At 55.0% G+C, this 15478-nt stretch carries 15 protein-coding genes; 5 read left to right on the top strand and 10 right to left on the bottom strand.

All coding sequences use genetic code 11. The annotated features are described in order from the left end of the window. Positions 1-3 precede the first annotated feature (3 nt). On the bottom strand, positions 4-1413 hold the full coding sequence (gene cysG, locus ABD013_RS01545; RefSeq protein WP_343801223.1) for a siroheme synthase CysG: 1410 nt from the start codon (positions 1411-1413) through the stop codon (positions 4-6). 99 nt (positions 1414-1512) lie between these two features. Beyond that, complete coding sequence (locus ABD013_RS01540; RefSeq protein ID WP_343801220.1) at positions 1513-1884, bottom strand: glutaredoxin family protein; 372 nt, start codon at positions 1882-1884, stop codon at positions 1513-1515. 159 nt (positions 1885-2043) lie between these two features. On the opposite strand from ABD013_RS01540, the gene minC reads away from it, so the two are divergent. From minC to minE, 3 genes are read left to right on the top strand one after another with little or no spacing between them, the layout of a single operon-like run. Then, entirely contained in the window at positions 2044-2811 is a 768-nt protein-coding gene (gene minC / locus ABD013_RS01535; protein ID WP_343801217.1) for a septum site-determining protein MinC, read from the top strand. A gap of 34 nt (positions 2812-2845) precedes the next feature. After that, positions 2846-3658 (top strand): septum site-determining protein MinD, encoded by an 813-nt coding sequence (minD, locus tag ABD013_RS01530; RefSeq protein WP_343801214.1) that lies wholly within the window; start codon positions 2846-2848, stop codon positions 3656-3658. Beyond that, positions 3658-3906 carry a cell division topological specificity factor MinE gene (gene minE / locus ABD013_RS01525; RefSeq protein ID WP_343801211.1) on the top strand — a complete coding sequence of 83 codons (249 nt, stop codon included), beginning with the start codon at positions 3658-3660 and terminating at the stop codon, positions 3904-3906. Before minD ends, minE begins: the two co-directional genes overlap by 1 nt. Before the next feature lie 93 nt (positions 3907-3999). Here the strand turns inward: minE and ABD013_RS01520 are convergent, their stop codons facing one another. The 6 genes from ABD013_RS01520 to ABD013_RS01495 form a co-directional block, all read right to left on the bottom strand. After that, on the bottom strand, positions 4000-5178 hold the full coding sequence (locus ABD013_RS01520) for a M24 family metallopeptidase (RefSeq protein ID WP_343801208.1): 1179 nt from the start codon (positions 5176-5178) through the stop codon (positions 4000-4002). Between the two features lie 80 nt (positions 5179-5258). Then, on the bottom strand, positions 5259-6542 hold the full coding sequence (locus ABD013_RS01515; protein WP_343803941.1) for a TRAP transporter large permease: 1284 nt from the start codon (positions 6540-6542) through the stop codon (positions 5259-5261). Between the two features lie 56 nt (positions 6543-6598). Then, the gene (locus ABD013_RS01510) at positions 6599-7141 is read right to left on the bottom strand and encodes a TRAP transporter small permease (RefSeq protein ID WP_343801205.1); all 543 of its coding nucleotides are present in this window, start codon (positions 7139-7141) and stop codon (positions 6599-6601) included. 75 nt (positions 7142-7216) lie between these two features. Further along, a complete protein-coding gene (locus ABD013_RS01505) occupies positions 7217-8269 on the bottom strand; it encodes a TRAP transporter substrate-binding protein (RefSeq protein ID WP_343801202.1) in 1053 nt (350 codons plus the stop codon). Positions 8270-8334: 65 nt separating this feature from the next. After that, on the bottom strand, positions 8335-9498 hold the full coding sequence (locus tag ABD013_RS01500) for a M20 aminoacylase family protein (RefSeq protein ID WP_343801200.1): 1164 nt from the start codon (positions 9496-9498) through the stop codon (positions 8335-8337). After that, positions 9495-10382, bottom strand: coding sequence for a maleate cis-trans isomerase family protein (locus ABD013_RS01495; protein WP_343801197.1), 888 nt, complete (start codon positions 10380-10382; stop codon positions 9495-9497). The genes ABD013_RS01500 and ABD013_RS01495 overlap by 4 nt, the downstream gene beginning before the upstream one ends. Before the next feature lie 192 nt (positions 10383-10574). Here ABD013_RS01495 and ABD013_RS01490 point away from each other — a divergent pair, with 192 nt between their 5' ends. Further along, positions 10575-11066: an Lrp/AsnC family transcriptional regulator gene (locus tag ABD013_RS01490; RefSeq protein ID WP_343801194.1), complete on the top strand. Its 492-nt coding sequence runs from the start codon at positions 10575-10577 to the stop codon at positions 11064-11066. Positions 11067-11141: 75 nt separating this feature from the next. On the opposite strand, the gene ABD013_RS01485 is transcribed toward ABD013_RS01490, so the two are convergent. After that, a complete protein-coding gene (locus tag ABD013_RS01485; RefSeq protein WP_343801191.1) occupies positions 11142-12332 on the bottom strand; it encodes a diaminopropionate ammonia-lyase in 1191 nt (396 codons plus the stop codon). A gap of 609 nt (positions 12333-12941) precedes the next feature. Between ABD013_RS01485 and cspE the strand changes: the two genes are divergently transcribed. Further along, a complete protein-coding gene (gene cspE / locus ABD013_RS01480; protein WP_343801188.1) occupies positions 12942-13151 on the top strand; it encodes a transcription antiterminator/RNA stability regulator CspE in 210 nt (69 codons plus the stop codon). Positions 13152-13298: 147 nt separating this feature from the next. Here cspE and ABD013_RS01475 read toward each other — a convergent pair whose 3' ends face one another. Continuing rightward, positions 13299-15284: a multicopper oxidase family protein gene (locus tag ABD013_RS01475; RefSeq protein ID WP_343801185.1), complete on the bottom strand. Its 1986-nt coding sequence runs from the start codon at positions 15282-15284 to the stop codon at positions 13299-13301. Positions 15285-15478: the final 194 nt, after the last annotated feature.

Raw genomic sequence — 15478 nt, 5'->3', positions numbered from 1 at the left:
TGCTCACCGGTCATGGATGACAGGTGAGCTCTCCTCGCCAAACCAGGACAGCTGTGACTGCAGCGCGACCACTTCACCGACAATCACAATCGCCGGAGCCGGTAACTGGGCTTGTGCCTGCAACTGCGGCAGGGTTTCCAGCGTACCCACCAGCACTCGCTGATCTTGCGCCGTGCCGCGCGATACGATTGCCGCCGGTGTATCGGCCGGCTTGCCATGCGCCACCAACCCGCTGCACAACTGATTCAGGGTATGCAACCCCATGTAGAACACAATGGTCTGGTTGGGCTGAATCAACTCGGCATAGTTGAGTTCAGTGGTGCGGTGCTTGAGCTGTCCCGTGACAAACTTCACTGACTGGGCGTAATCCCTGTGGGTCAGCGGAATACCGGCATAGGTAGAACAGGCACTCGCCGCGGTGATGCCCGGTACCACCTGGAAAGGAATTCCCGCCTGCTTGAGCTGCTCCAGCTCCTCACCGCCACGGCCAAAGATGAAAGGATCGCCCCCCTTGAGACGTACCACTCGCTTGCCTTGACGGGCGTGATCAATCAACAACTGATTGATCCCCTCCTGAGGCACGGCGTGGTTATCACGCTGCTTGCCGACATAGATCAGATCCGCATCACGGCGACACAGATCCAGCACTTCCGGTGATACCAGGCGATCATAGAGCACTACATCAGCCTGCTGCATCAGCCGCAGCGCCTTGAAGGTCAACAGTTCGGGATCACCGGGACCAGCCCCGACCAGATAGACTTCACCGGTTTGATGTGACGCATTACCGGCCCGAATCTGCTCATCCAGCAGCGCCTCGGCATCCGCATCACGGCCGGCAAACACCCGCTCGGCCACCTGGCCCTGAAGAACCGACTCCCAGAATACTCGGCGCTCGTTGACCGTGCCGAAGCGCGCCTTCACCTGATCGCGGAAACGCCCCACCAGTTGTCCCAGACGGCTGTAGCCGCTGGGAATCAGGGTTTCCAGCTTGGCCCTTAACAGCCGTGCCAGCACCGGCGACTGACCACCGGAACTGATACCGATCACGATCGGCGAACGATCGACAATGGCCGGAAAGACGAAGGTGCAGAGCCTGGGATTATCAACCACGTTGACCGGCACATTGCGTGCAACAGCATCGTAATGAACCCGCTCATTGAGCACGTCATCATCCGTTGCGGCCAAGGCCAGCACCTTATCGTCGAGCAGCTCGGGATGGTATTCACCGACCAGTACCTGTCCCTGATGCAGCTCCAGCATCTCCTGCAGCTCAGGCAAGACACGGTGGGCAATCAGGGTGATATGAGCACCGGCGCGAATCAGCAAACGCGCCTTGCGCAGGGCAACATCGCCACCGCCCACCAGCAGGACGGGGCGTTGTTTCAGGTCGAAGAAAAGCGGCAGGTAATCCATCGTCGTGGCTCCAGTGCAGTACAGCTTGGGACTGTCACAACTATAGCCACTTTAATGGTAATAAAAAACAATTTATTGATAGCTTTTTAGAATAAAAGATCACTTCTGCAGTGCAAAGCGTCCTTCAAGGAACGCCACGATGTCACTGGACTCGTACATCCATTCACTGTGACCATCCGCATGATCGATGCGCAGGCAAGGCACCTTCATCTTGCCACCACCACTGATCAGATCCTGACGGTGACGACCATCGGAACGCACGTCACGCAGTTCGAGCGGCAGATTCAGGCGGCGCATGGAACGGCGTACCTTGACGCAGAAGGGGCAAGTCGGCAGCTGATAGAGGGCATACCCGGCCAACGCCTGCTCCACCTGCTGTTGCGCCTGCGGCGAACGCTTGCCGCGACGTGGCAATGTCAGAAAATGCAGACCCATGACGATCAGACCCAGAACCCAGCGAACAGCTTTCATAGTGACTTCAGCCCCCGTTCAAAATTGATGGCGCAGTTTACTACAATGACCAGGATCAACAAACTGAATAGGGCCTACTGACGCCTGTCAGCACCCCGCCGTTACGTGATATGGTTAGCCCCAAACATTTTCAGGAAGTTCAACCACAGGGACTTCTCCGTGAGCGAAACGACCCCGATGGCCCAAGCCATGAACCAGGAACCCGAGACCCGCTGTTTTCAGTTCAAAAGCACCCGCGCGGCGCTGAATGAGCTGATCCTGACCACCAGCGATACCGAGCTGCTGAAGCCGCAACTGGCCAGCCACGCGGCCAAGGTGCCCATGCTGTTCAGCAACATGCCGGTTATCCTCAACCTGCAGCAGCTGACCAATACACCCGACATCGACGCCCTGCAGTCACTGCTTGCCCTGTGCCGCGAGTTGTCACTGGTCCCTGTCGGCCTCAAGGCAGACCCGGGCACCTCCGCTGAACTCTGCACTGCGCTGCAACTGGCCGATTTCAGCCATCAGCGTCGCAACGCCAGGGAAAACGACAGCGAGCCAACCCAACCAGCACCGGAAGCGGCCGAGCCAGCGGCTGCCCCTGAGCCGGCAGCCCCCGTTGCGGCCAAAGTGATCACCACGCCGGTACGCTCCGGCCAACAGGTCTACGCCCGCGGTACCGACCTGATCATCCTGGCCCCGGTCAGTGCCGGTGCCGAGGTGATGGCCGACGGTCATATTCACGTATATGGCCCCCTGCGCGGCCGCGCCATGGCCGGCGTGACCGGCAATGCTGACGCGCGCATTTTCTGCCAGTCGATGGAGGCCGAGCTGATCTCCATCGCCGGGTACTTCAAGACCAGTGAAGACCTGCATGCCGAGTGCTGGCAACAGCCCATTCAGGCATTGCTACGCGGCTCTCGACTGGATACAGTTTCACTTTAATTAACCGCTTCTTCAGATTGATGGATACAGATGCATGGCTGAAATAATCGTTGTCACTTCCGGTAAGGGGGGCGTTGGTAAAACCACCAGCAGCGCCGCGATCGGTACCGGTCTGGCCCTGAGAGGGTTCAAAACCGTCCTGATCGATTTTGACGTAGGCCTGCGTAACCTGGACCTGATCATGGGCTGCGAACGCCGTGTGGTCTATGACTTCGTCAATGTCATTAACAAGGAAGCGACCCTCAATCAGGCGCTGATCCGTGACAAGCGCAACGACAACCTCTACATCCTGCCGGCGTCTCAGACCCGCGACAAGGATGCGCTGAGCGTTGAAGGCGTAGAAGCGGTTCTGAAGGAATTGTCCGAGAGTTACGACTACATTGTCTGCGACTCACCTGCCGGTATCGAGAAAGGCGCTCAGCTGGCACTCTACTTTGCCGACACAGCCATCGTGGTGACCAACCCTGAAGTCAGCTCGGTACGCGATTCCGACCGTATCCTCGGGGTATTGCAGAGCAAGTCACGCAAGGCGGAAGAAGGCGGAACGGTCAAGGAGCACCTGCTGCTGACCCGCTACAACCCGAATCGCGTTGATGCCGGCGAAATGCTGAGCGTGGACGACGTCAAGGAGATCCTGGCGATCCCGCTGCTGGGTGTGATCCCTGAGTCCGAAGCGGTACTCAAGGCCTCCAACCAGGGCGTTCCGGTCATCATGGATGCTGACAGTGATGCCGGCCAGGCCTATGACGACGCCATCGCCCGCTTCCTCGGCGAAGATCGCGAACACCGCTTCCTCAACGTGGAGCGCAAAGGCTTCCTGAGCCGGGTATTTGGACGGAAGGGCTAATGGGTATTCTGAGTTATTTTCGACCGAAGAAGCAGACCTCGGCCAGTGTCGCCAAGGAGCGCCTCCAGGTGCTGGTCGCCTACGAACGCTCTCAGCGCACGCAACCCGACTACCTGCCACAGATGCAGCAGGAGATTCTGGCGGTGATCGCCAAGTACGTCGATGTTTCTACTGACGATGTACAGATCAACCTGGATGAAGACTGCTCCATCCTGGAGCTGAATGTCACGCTGCCCGAAAAGGGCTGAGCCTTATCCGCTCCCGGAGCTGGTAACTGGGCATATGCTGGTTACACTGGCAAAAAAGGGGCTCTCCAGCCCCTTTTTTACACCTGCCAGCAATTAACTAATCACAGGCAGCTCTGACCAGGCTCGCTTGTGCAACATCTCGCATCCCTCCTCGGTAATCAGGATGTTCTCTTCATGCACCATCATTTTGCCAGGTGCAAAGGTCATACCCGGCTCAAGGGTAAGAATCATACCGGGCTTCAGTACTACGTTCCCGTCAGGCACATTGGAGGGCCATTCCGTCAGTTGCATACCCAAGCCATGCCCCATTCGGCCGACGTCATTGCCCAGTGCTCCAGCCTGCTCAAGCACATCCCACATGGCCTGCCAAACCTCCCCGGTTGTGCGCCCCGGTGCCGCGACACTTAAACCCGCCTCGGTGGACTGATATACCGCCTCATATGCACGAGTCGCGAGCGCATCACCCCGGCCAAATGCATAGTTACGATCAAAGTCGCTGAAGTAGCCATCAAAGGTTGCGCCTGTGTCGATAATCAACACATCGCCATTGCCAAGCTCGCGATCTGTGGGTCCCATGATGATATTGTCATAGCCGCCCTGTCCTGACGCCGAAATCAGGTATGGGCAAGCATCGGCACCCAGCCGCAGCATCTCAAGGTGCATCGCCTTACAGGCTTCCCGCTCAGTCATACCAAGGCGCAGATGTTCCAGCAAGTAGTCAAACCCGGCAGCCGTCACTTCACAGGCAAAACGGATCTTAGCTATTTCCGCCTCAGATTTGACACTGCGCAATTCTCGAATGATCAGCGATACATCCACCAAAACATGCTGGCTCAGACGATCCTGCAATGCGGCAAAGTTTGCAGCCGGCATGCGCAAGTGCGTTTCCGGTCCCAGCATCGCGCCTATTCGTCCATGGCGCGTTGCACAAGCTGCCAGTGTATCGGCCAGCAGCGAAATGCCGTCATCCTCAGGACGGGGTGATGGCCAGCTGCGCACATCGTCAATCCAGGTCTGATGCAGGCCAGCAGCCCCAATTTCAGGCACCACAGCAATCGGCTTCCCGCTGGCAGGTACGACCAGAAACCACGGTCGTGTCGGGCTTTCCCAAAACTGAGACTTGAAGCCGCTGAAGTAACGAAACTCAGGCTCCGTGGTCAGAAAAACCGCATCGATCTGCTGCTCTGCCATGCGAGCCTGCAGCTTCTCTGTACGAGCTTCGAATTCGGATATTTCAAACCCTCGGGGAGGCGCTATCAGGGTGTTGGTCATCTTGGCTACTCTTGTTGTTATGGCCTGAGGCCCTCGATTAACGGATCAGGCTGGAGAAGCCCCCAGCCATAAACAAATATTTAGTTGAAGGCCAGATCTCGCAGCAACAGGGCAATACCCGGGAAGAAGATCAGAATGGCGGTCATTGCGAACAGGATCAGGATGAACGGTAGAGTACCGCGAATAACATCCATATAAGGCCTGTTAAAGATTGCAATCGCTGTAAAGATGTCGCAACCGAACGGAGGTGTCGCTGAGCCAATCGCCATCTGCAAAGTCACCATAACTCCGACGAGTACCGGATCCAGGCCGACGCCATGCACGATCGGCATAAAGATCGGGGTCAGGATCAGCAACACCACCAGCGAGTCAACAAACATGCAGCCGACAAAGAAGGCCAATGCAATAACGAACAGCACGAATTCAGGCGAAGCATCCTCCAGGCTCAGAGGCGCCAGCAGCTCCTGCGGGATCTGCTCGAATGAGATATACCAGGAGAAGGCCTGACCAATGCCCACCAGAATGAATACCACCGCTGTAATCAGGCCAGTGCTCAAGGCAGAATCCATCAGGTCGCGAACATTAAGTTGGCGATAGATCACACACTCCACCAGCACGGCATAGAGCACTGCAAAGGATGCAGCTTCAGTCGGTGTCATGATTCCTGAGTAGATGCCACCGACGATCAGGACAGGGAAACCCAGTGGCAAGATCGACTTTTTGAGAGCTTCAAGCTTCTGTGCCCAGTCTGTTTTCTCGACCAGAGCAATAGAGTCGCCATGCTTGATGCTGTAGAGATAACAATACACCGAGAACATCAGCGCCAGCAGAAGCCCCGGGCCAATACCGGCAATAAACAACTCGCCCACACTGGCATTGGCCAGCGTACCGTACAGAATCAGTCCGATGCTGGGTGGTATCAGGAAGGCAATATCACTGGCATTGATGATAAGCGCCATGACAAAGCTGTCCTTGTAGCCCGCCTGCAGCAGCTTGGGACGCATGATCTGACCAACCGATACCACCGTAGCCTGGGTCGAACCTGACACCGAACCGAACAACGTGCAACTGATACAAGTCGTAATAGGCAAACCGCCACGCATATGACCCACAAATGCCTGAATCAGGCTGAGCAGGTTATGCGCCGTATGACCACGTGTCATGATGTCCGCCGCAAGGATAAACATCGGCACGGCAATCAGTGCATTGGGAGAAATTCCGGTCACCATCTGCTGGATGATCACCTGAGGGTCCGTTCCCGAGAAATGAACCAGACCGATCAAGGCTCCCACAGCCAAGGGCACAACCATGGGAAAGCTCAGAAACAGGAGAATGATCATTACCGTGACCAGCGTGAAGGTGATCACATAGATATCCAGCTCGCCAGCAATGATATCCGCAAAAAACTGGGCAACAGAACTCATACCATATCTCCCTGCGAATCGGCGTTGTCTTCGGTGACTTCATACGAAAGGTAGATATCGCGGTGAGTCAGATTCATGATCAGACTGATCAGGTACTGGATACCGGCCATTGCCAGGCCCAGCGGAATAACCGAGTAGATGATATAGACAGGAAACTGCAACGCCGGACTCAGTCGGTTGATTTCCTTAAGCTCCACCACATAGTGGAATGCCAGATAGGCAAGAAAAAACATGAGCGCTGACGTACAGGCCGCGATCAGAATTGAAATGACCTTCTTCGCATTGTGATTCAAGGCATCGTATACCGCCGTCATGCGGATGTTTCGCCCCTTACGCACGGCATAAGCGAAGCCGATAAAGGTAACTGATACGATCAGGAACTGATTCAGCTCCTCGGCAAAGAAAATGCTTTGGTTGAAGAAATAGCGACCGATCGCATTTGCGGTTGAGTTCAACATCATGAGCACAATGGAAAAGCACACGATGTATTTTTCGATTTTTTCGGTAATGGAGCTGATTTTGCTAAGCAGGTGTTTCATGGCCGCATCCCCTGGCCACCACTCCCTTGGCAGCCACTTCCGGTGAATGAGTTGTTATTGGTTTGCTCCTGAAGCTCAGGAGTTTTTGGCCGCTTCTACTTCTTCCATCAGGCTCTCCAGAATGTTGCGCGCACCTTCGCGAGCGGCTGCCTTCTCGCTGTCGTCATAGGCATTTTCGACGACGTTGTAGTAGGTTTCATGCAGGCCTTCAGCCAGTTCCTTGAAGCGACTACGCTCCGCTTCATTCAGGACCACCACCTGCATCGACGGCTGCTCTTGCATGATACGATCCATATGCTCCCTGTTAATACGGGTCTGATATTCAAAGGCAGCCTGCTCAGCAGCGACCGACGCCTTCTGGATCATCGCCTGCTTTTCCGGGCTCAGGTTGTTGAACCACTTGTTATTGGTCGAAACAGTACCGACATACGGCTGCTGCCCCGGGAAAATCAGGTGGCTCTGCACTTCATGCCACTTTGCGTTGTAAATGAAGTAGATCGGGTTAACCATGCCATCGATGGTTTTCAGCTGCAGCGAGCCATACACCTCACCCCAGGACAAAGGTGTCGGTGTCGCACCAAAGGCCTTGTAGGTTTCAACCGGAATAGTCGAGGTGAACGTACGGATCTTGTGATTGGCAAAGTCTTCCGGGCTACGAATGGGCTTGTTGGCGCCCCATACCATCTCGCCTTCAGAGAACATGGACAGCAACTTGAGGTTCACGTCTTCAAACTTGTGCGCCAGATCCGAGTAAATGGTCTTGCTACCCGTCAATACCTTACGAGTAACTGTCTCATCGGTACCCAACACGTAGGGCAGACTGATTGCCTGCACCTCAGGTACATAGGACCCCAGATGCCCGGTCCCCACGGATACAAACTGGATAGTGCCGTTTGCTGCCAGCTCGACGACATCATTCTCGGTTCCCAGCTGGCCGTAGTAGTAGACTTTGACCTTGATATCGCCATCTGACTCCTGCTTGATCACATCGGCAAAGGTTTTGGCATAGATCGCCTGCACATCTCCCTTGTCCTCTTCACTGGCAAACTTCCAGGTTTCTGCTTGCACTGCACCAGCAATGCCAAGGCTGAGACCAAGGGTGAGAAGGGGTGCAAAGAACTTTTTCATGTGAGTACCTCTCGTTGTACTTATTATGTTTGGTAGTGCGATTAGTTAGGCCGTTCCTGGCCAGCCTACTGCAATTGGTTTTGCACCAGCGTGACCCAATAGGCTGCGCCACTTTGCAGGATGTCATCATTGAAATCGTATTTCGGGTTGTGCAAAGCACAGCCTCCCACCGAGTCGATACCGTTACCCAACAACGCGTAACAGCCCGGCTTGACTCTCAGCATGCTGGAGAAGTCCTCAGAGATGGTGAACGGGTCACAACTCGGGTTGACCCGTTCGGCCCCCAGAGCCTGCTGCGCCGCCTCGACCGCATGCTGGGTCTCTTCGGCACTGTTGACGGTGGGATAGAAGGTATTGATGAATTCGAACTCGTACTGCGCCCCTGCCGCCTGACAGATACCGCCGACGATCTGCTCCATGCGCTGCTCAATGCGAGCCAGTGAGTCTTCAGTGAAACAGCGGCAGTCACCCTTAATCACCACATCAGATGGGATCACATTGACGGTACCATTGGTGATGAACTCGGTAGCCGATACCACCGCCGTTTCATGAATGGCACTAAGGTTACGTGAAACGATCGTCTGCAAACCCAGAATGACCTGAGAGCCCACCACAATAGGATCTACTCCGGTGTGTGGCATGGCGGCATGGCCACCTACGCCCTTAATACGGATCTCAAAGCTGCTCTCACTTGCCATCAGCGAGCCCGGGCGGACGGCAAAGTGGCCGGCTGGCAGCCCCGGCAGGTTGTGCAAACCGTAGACGGCATCTATTTCGAAACGCTCAAACAGACCATCATCAATCATCGCCTGAGCACCACAGCCATGCTCTTCATCAGGCTGAAAAATGAAATAGACGGTTCCATCGAAGTTACGGTGCTGCGCCAGATGACAAGCAGCCCCTAGCAGCATGGTGGAATGACCATCGTGACCACAGGCATGCATGCGCCCCTGATGACGAGAGCAGTGGTCAAAGGTGTTCATCTCCTGAACGTGCAGCGCATCCATGTCCGCACGCAGGCCGATACTGGCACAGCTGTTACCGTTGCGCAGAATCCCTACGAGGCCTGTCTGGCCGATATTCCGTACGACCTCGATTCCCCAGGAAGCCAACTTCTCAGCAATAAAATCCGCGGTCTGGTGAACATCGAAACCACACTCCGGAAAACGGTGCAGGTGTCGTCGCCATTCGGTCATCGCGGCAATCAGGTTGGAATCGAACTCAATCATGACGTGACCTCCAGCACCGAAGCCTGATCAGTCAGGTGTTCAATACCTGACTCTGGGGATAAATGGCAGGACAAAAGATGACCATAGCCATGCACTGCAGCGGGATACTGCAACAGGCGCAGGCTGTGCCAAGCCAGAACCTGGTTACTGGTGATCACCGGTTTACCCAAACGCTCCTCTATACGCTCAACCACCTGCGCACTTCTCAGCGCCGTGCAGGAGATGAATAGAAGATCGGCATCAGGATCACAGACTTTGATCGCTGCTTCTTCAATATCCCGCGGGCTAATGAAGGTCATCTCGGTATCGTCTTCAAACCCAAAGCCGGCAATATTGATAACTTCGCAGCCAGAACCGGTAAAGACGCGAGCCACATCTTCATTAACTGTTTCGGTATAGGGCGTCAGCACCGAAATGCGTTCTGCATTAAGCTCTGTGAAGGCGGCAAATGCTGCCGTAACGGGATTGGTGACCAACGCACCGGGACGGGTAGAGTGGATCAGCTCGGTCACCCGCTCGCTACCGATCGCTACCGTACCCGAGGTACAGGCATAGATGATCACATCCAGCTGCGTGCCCGGCAGGATCGCATCGGCCGCAGCACTGATACCCGGCGCCATGGTCCGCAGGTTCTCAATAGTTAGCGGATTGTAGTTGCGTACCCGGCTGGTAAACATCTCCACACCATCCGGATAGATACGCCGCAGGTCCTGCTCGATATTGAAATCGGTCGCCAGAGTGATCACTCCGACACGCCCCATAGGAGCCAGATGATCCAGTTTGTAACGTGGCGATAGCGTTTCGGTTTTCATTATTCTGTTCTCACGCGCCTTATCGGTTTTATTGGTGATCTGGTCGTGCCCGATATCCCGACCTAGACTCATGTTACGCACCAGGCTTGCAGGCATTCATACAATTTGCGCCCGCAGATGAGGAAAATATGCAAATCACCCCGCAGATGTGTTTTCATCACTCACCCGGTACCAATGACGGAGTACCACCAGAAAGACGCGTTTAACCGTTCACGGTGATGACCGATCCATCACCGCAGCGACACTGATAACGAAGGGTTACCCATGCCGCCATCCAGCACGCTGTCACTCGACAGCTTCGATCGCAAAATTCTCAAGATCATGCAAACCTCCAATCGCACGACCTCTGACCAGATTGCCGAGCATGTCGGCCTGTCACCGGCAGCCGTTCAGCGGCGCGTCAAACGGATGCGCGAACAGCAGATCATCAGTGCCGATGTGTCCGTGGTAAATGCCAAAGCGCTTGGCCGCAACATGACGCTTATCGTGCAGGTCAGCCTGGAGCGTGAACGCGCTGATCTCATCGACCTGTTCAAGAAAGAGATGAAAAAAAGGGAGGAAGTGCAGCAGTGCTACTATGTCACCGGCAGTGCCGACTTCATGCTGGTGGTTACAGCTTTCGACATGGAAGAGTATGAGCAATTCACCCGGGAAGCCTTTTTTGATAATACCAACGTACGCAGTTTCCAGACTCATGTAGTCATGGATCCGGTAAAAGTCGGTTTGACCGTGCCTGTTGATGAAAAGCAGGACTGAAGCAGAACTCAGCCAATTATGGCTATTGGACAATAAAAAATGGGCGGCCACTGCCGCCCATTCTCTCTTGCTGAATCAGCCTACAAGCTGCTGATATACTTCGGGGTCTGTCGCTCCTTCGGTGCCGATCACCAGGATCTTGCTGTCTCGATCCAGACCCAGCGCAGCCGCAAACTCGCTGCTCTGACGAGCCCGAATCGCCGCAGCCAGCCCCGGCACCGCAGATTCACCCGCCTCGACAGCCGGATCCTGGCGGTAGCCCTTCGCCAACATGCGCATGGTTACTGGAACCGCATCTTCGCTCAGTGTCATGAAGTCATCGGCCCCAGTCGCCAGTATTTCCCACGCCAGCAAAGAGACTTCACCACAGGCCAAACCCGCCATCAAAGTTTCCAGGTCGCCTTCCACCACTACCGGCTCTCCGGATTTGGCGCTTTGCTGCAGGCAGTTGGCCTTCTCAGGCTCAACCACTACAAAACGCGGGCGACGCTCGCCCCAAAGATCCCAGAAATAGCCACATACAGCCGAGGCAAGGCCACCTACTCCCCCCTGAATAAAGACATGGGTCGGAATCTCCCCATCAAGCTGCTCAACAAGCTCCGACAACATCACTGTATAGCCCAGAGCCACATCCTTGGGAATCTCCATGTAGCCTTCATAACTGGTATCAGAGACGATGATACGGCCATGCGCCTTGGCATCGGCATCCGCCTGGCGTACTGAGTCGTCATAGTTGCCAGCAATCCGGATCACCTCAGCACCGTACGCTTCCATCGCCCGCTTGCGCCCTTCCGACACATCACGGTGCACATAGATCACACAGCCACAGCCAAACATCTGGGCGCCCCAGGCTACAGAACGACCGTGATTGCCATCGGTCGCGCAGCTGACCACCATTTCAGCCACTTCTTTTTTCCAGCGGCCGTCCAGCAGCTCGGCAATACTGGGACGTGTGCCGGATTTCTGTTCCAGTGCCAGCTGCAACTGACGTGCAACCGCATAAGCGCCACCCAGCGCTTTAAAGCTTTTCAAGTCAAAGCGCTTGGATTCATCCTTGTACCAGATACGAGCCAGATCAGTATCGGCCGCCAGTGAATTGAACGAATACAGCGGTGTTACCGAATAGCCTGGCCAGGTTTTGATATCGCGAATTGCTTCATCAGCAGCATCTACACAAATCACATTCTTTTGAACCTGGCTGTATGCACGTGAACTGTCCGCCTTGGGGTTGGCAAAGTGTGTCAGTCTTCCTGTGAGATCTAGCATAGCTGTCGATGCCCTCTTTATTATTAGCAGGTGTGCCCGACTGCACTGAGACGCTGCAGCTGCCCCCGTCAGGGATACGGCAAGGCCAATCCTGTTCTGAAAATGACTCGCCCGTATCTATTCGGGCCCATAACTGTCAAGCAAAGCCGCTACACGCCTGTCTTTTAGTGAAGGAGCACTGCCTTGAACCAGTTGAAAACAGTTTAAGGAGCTGAGGAGCGGCCGTTCTGCGTATTGCCTCTGCCGGCTGAGGGAAAACAGCACAATGGAAGTGTTAGCCGCGGAAAGTCTGCACAGAGCACAACACATGAACAGTTGAAAAGCCCAATACAGGCGCCCAGGCCTCACCAGAACTACTGGAGCCAAGGTGCTTTCTCTGGACGGATAAATGAAAGATAAATGAAATAAAGCTTTGACGCCGGGCCCAACTGGTGTACTCTGGACAGGCTTAAGAGTAACACAAGCATTTATGCACCATTTCGACGTCCTGCCTAATAGTAAGTACCTCGTTCTGTATTCATAAGTACCAACATTACCTAAGCATTACCTGACCCTTATTGGCGCTTATGCCTCAGGGTTCAATTTTTTACTCAGATCGAGATAAATATCATGTCAAACACTACTACTGGCACCGTTAAATGGTTCAACGAAACTAAAGGTTTCGGCTTCATCGCTCAGGAAAACGGTCCTGACGTATTTGCTCACTTCAGCGCTATCTCCGGCAGCGGTTTCAAGACCCTGGAAGAAGGCCAGAAGGTTGAGTTCACTGTTACTCAGGGCCAGAAAGGTCCTCAGGCTGAGAACATCGTCGCTATCTAAACCCTTGGTTTAGACGACACCTGATCGGCTAAGCCCTGCGCTTCCGATCAGTACAAGAGATCCGGACTCCTCTCGAGGACTCCGGATTTTTTTGTGCCTACCGTCTGACTCAGCCCGCTCTGGACTGCCATCACACCCGAAACTCGGCTAGAAAGGGCCCGTCCCGACATGGAAGGGGCGCATCATCTCATGGTCCTCGTGCGAAAGAATGTGACAATGCCAGACAAAACGACCGGGCTTGTCGAACCGCATCTTGATCCGGGTCACCTGCCCCGGTAGCGCCGTAACAATGTCACGCCGGGTCAGCTCCTGTGGCTCTGGAGAGACAGGCTTGCCAAGCAGTTTGATATTCTCTAGCCGATAGCCACTCCCTTCCTCACCGTTGTGCTGCAACACCGGCTGCGCAACCAGATCCGCCTTGAACGCCTGACGATCCAGTATCTGGAAGTAGACCAGATGCACGTGTACGGGGTGGGCATCGCCAGTCGCATTGTAGATTTCCCAGATTTCGGTGGAGTTGAGCTCCGGGTTTTCGGTGATTGGACTGTGCCATGCAAGAGCTCCCTGCACCTCGCGCCCTGTAACGTCCATGACAGGCTCGGCCGTTCCGAGCAAAGGCTGCAGCCGCCCAAACTCATCGGTACCCTCGAACAGAGCAAGCCGGCGTACTCCGGGCACAGCAGGAGGTGGCGGGTCTTCTACATTTATTCCTCCTCCAAGAGCACTTGCCACACTGATATCGGTATCAGGAACAGATGAACGAGGAAGTACCACATCAAAGGCCAGAATGCGGTCGGTACGTCGGTTCGGGAAGAGGTCCTCCTTTTTCGGCAGCTCACCACCGAAGGGCGCATCACCAAGCAGGTTTTCGATAATTACCCTATACCCCATGGGCACACGCTTGAAATCCACCACCAGATCAAGGCGCTCTCCGGGTGCGAAGCCCACCTCATCCACCTCGACGGGTTGCTCAAGCAGGCTCTGGTCTGAACCGATCACGTAAAAAGGGACCGGCTCGCCAGGCCCTGGATCAATCTCGCCAGCTGGCACCACCTTTAATCGTAATCGCATGAACCGGCTGTCGCAGCCATTCAGCAACCTCACCCTGTATTGGCGCTGCTCCACCTCATACTTTGGCCAGATCACCCCGTTGACAACCATATGATCACCGAAGAACTCGGCCAGCGCGGTTGGACCTCCATCAGGAAAGAGCTGCTCCGGTAGCACGACGCCCTCTTCTTCAATGAATTCACTGTAGAAAGGATCACCCGGAAAAGCCGGGTAAAAAAGCTCGCCAGTGTGGCGGAACATACGATCCTGCACCGCGAACCCCAGTTCATAGGGCGCTGCCGGAAGGCCCAACACATTATCCGGCAGCCCATCATCATCTTTGTCCCGAACGATGAAGAAACCTGCCAACCCCGCGTAGACATTGAGCCTGGTAATACCGAGAGCATGATCATGGTACCAACAGGTACCGGCCACGTCGTTCCAGTCAGAGCCACCATAGCGGTAATAACGAGCCTCCCAACGAGGCCCCAGTACCCTGAAGCGAGGCGAAAAGAAATATTCGGGATTGCCATCAAAAGGACTGTCGTTCCGGCCACCATGGACATGGGTCACAATCGGAACACCATCATCCGCCAGAGTGTAGTGCGCATATTCATTCAGAGAGTAGGCCCAATGCAGGCTGGAATCGACCGGCAGCAGGTGTGATACAACCTGACCACCTTCGATCAGATCGTTTTCCCAGCTGATCTCGAGGGGTTCCTGCCGGGCAGCAAGCTCAATCGTGCGTCCGGGCCAGGATACCGGACCGTTATGAACCCCGTAGCCCCAGACGGTTGTGGGCACAGGAGTAAAGCCATCCATACCGACCAGACCGGTCATTTGCACTGTCCTTGCCGCACGGATCCGCAGGCGCCCGCTATTGGGCACATATTTGAAGCCGGTGTCCAAGGCATTGGGTGCCGGATTCATGAATAGCGGTTGCATGGCCGGATCAGACAAACCCACCGCCAGGCTCGCGGCCTGAAGCGTATGGGCATGCAGGAGGTCAACCGGAATACTGGCGGTCAAGCCTGCTGCCATGGCAGACCTGATACTCAGAGTAAGAAAGTCTCGACGCTTCATAGCCCTCACTCTCCGAATAATTGGCGGAAAGAGCAGGTACCTGCAACACCCCGGAACCGACCCCAGCCCTTACGATGTAGTGAATACTTTCCAGCCCAGCAAAAAGGATGCCGCTCTTCCTTAATCCTTTTATCTCATGAATTTATGCAGCCAGAGGGGGCGATCTTACCAAGGGAGCTGTAATGGAGGAGTAA

This window comes from Marinobacterium maritimum (genome assembly GCF_039523155.1).
GTDB classification, from domain to species: domain Bacteria; phylum Pseudomonadota; class Gammaproteobacteria; order Pseudomonadales; family Balneatricaceae; genus Marinobacterium; species Marinobacterium maritimum.
This window is presented reverse-complemented; position numbering and strand designations above follow the sequence as displayed.

What these genes read in the sequence shown, in the direction of transcription:
- cysG (WP_343801223.1), bottom strand. Translation starts at nt 1,413, where the DNA reads ATGGATTACCTGCCGCTTTTCTTCGACCTGAAACAACGCCCCGTCCTG.
- ABD013_RS01540 (WP_343801220.1), bottom strand. Translation starts at nt 1,884, where the DNA reads ATGAAAGCTGTTCGCTGGGTTCTGGGTCTGATCGTCATGGGTCTGCAT.
- minD (WP_343801214.1), top strand. Translation starts at nt 2,846, where the DNA reads ATGGCTGAAATAATCGTTGTCACTTCCGGTAAGGGGGGCGTTGGTAAA.
- minE (WP_343801211.1), top strand. Translation starts at nt 3,658, where the DNA reads ATGGGTATTCTGAGTTATTTTCGACCGAAGAAGCAGACCTCGGCCAGT.
- ABD013_RS01520 (WP_343801208.1), bottom strand. Translation starts at nt 5,178, where the DNA reads ATGACCAACACCCTGATAGCGCCTCCCCGAGGGTTTGAAATATCCGAA.
- ABD013_RS01510 (WP_343801205.1), bottom strand. Translation starts at nt 7,141, where the DNA reads ATGAAACACCTGCTTAGCAAAATCAGCTCCATTACCGAAAAAATCGAA.
- ABD013_RS01505 (WP_343801202.1), bottom strand. Translation starts at nt 8,269, where the DNA reads ATGAAAAAGTTCTTTGCACCCCTTCTCACCCTTGGTCTCAGCCTTGGC.
- ABD013_RS01500 (WP_343801200.1), bottom strand. Translation starts at nt 9,498, where the DNA reads ATGATTGAGTTCGATTCCAACCTGATTGCCGCGATGACCGAATGGCGA.
- ABD013_RS01495 (WP_343801197.1), bottom strand. Translation starts at nt 10,382, where the DNA reads ATGAGTCTAGGTCGGGATATCGGGCACGACCAGATCACCAATAAAACC.
- ABD013_RS01490 (WP_343801194.1), top strand. Translation starts at nt 10,575, where the DNA reads ATGCCGCCATCCAGCACGCTGTCACTCGACAGCTTCGATCGCAAAATT.
- ABD013_RS01485 (WP_343801191.1), bottom strand. Translation starts at nt 12,332, where the DNA reads ATGCTAGATCTCACAGGAAGACTGACACACTTTGCCAACCCCAAGGCG.
- cspE (WP_343801188.1), top strand. Translation starts at nt 12,942, where the DNA reads ATGTCAAACACTACTACTGGCACCGTTAAATGGTTCAACGAAACTAAA.
- ABD013_RS01475 (WP_343801185.1), bottom strand. Translation starts at nt 15,284, where the DNA reads ATGAAGCGTCGAGACTTTCTTACTCTGAGTATCAGGTCTGCCATGGCA.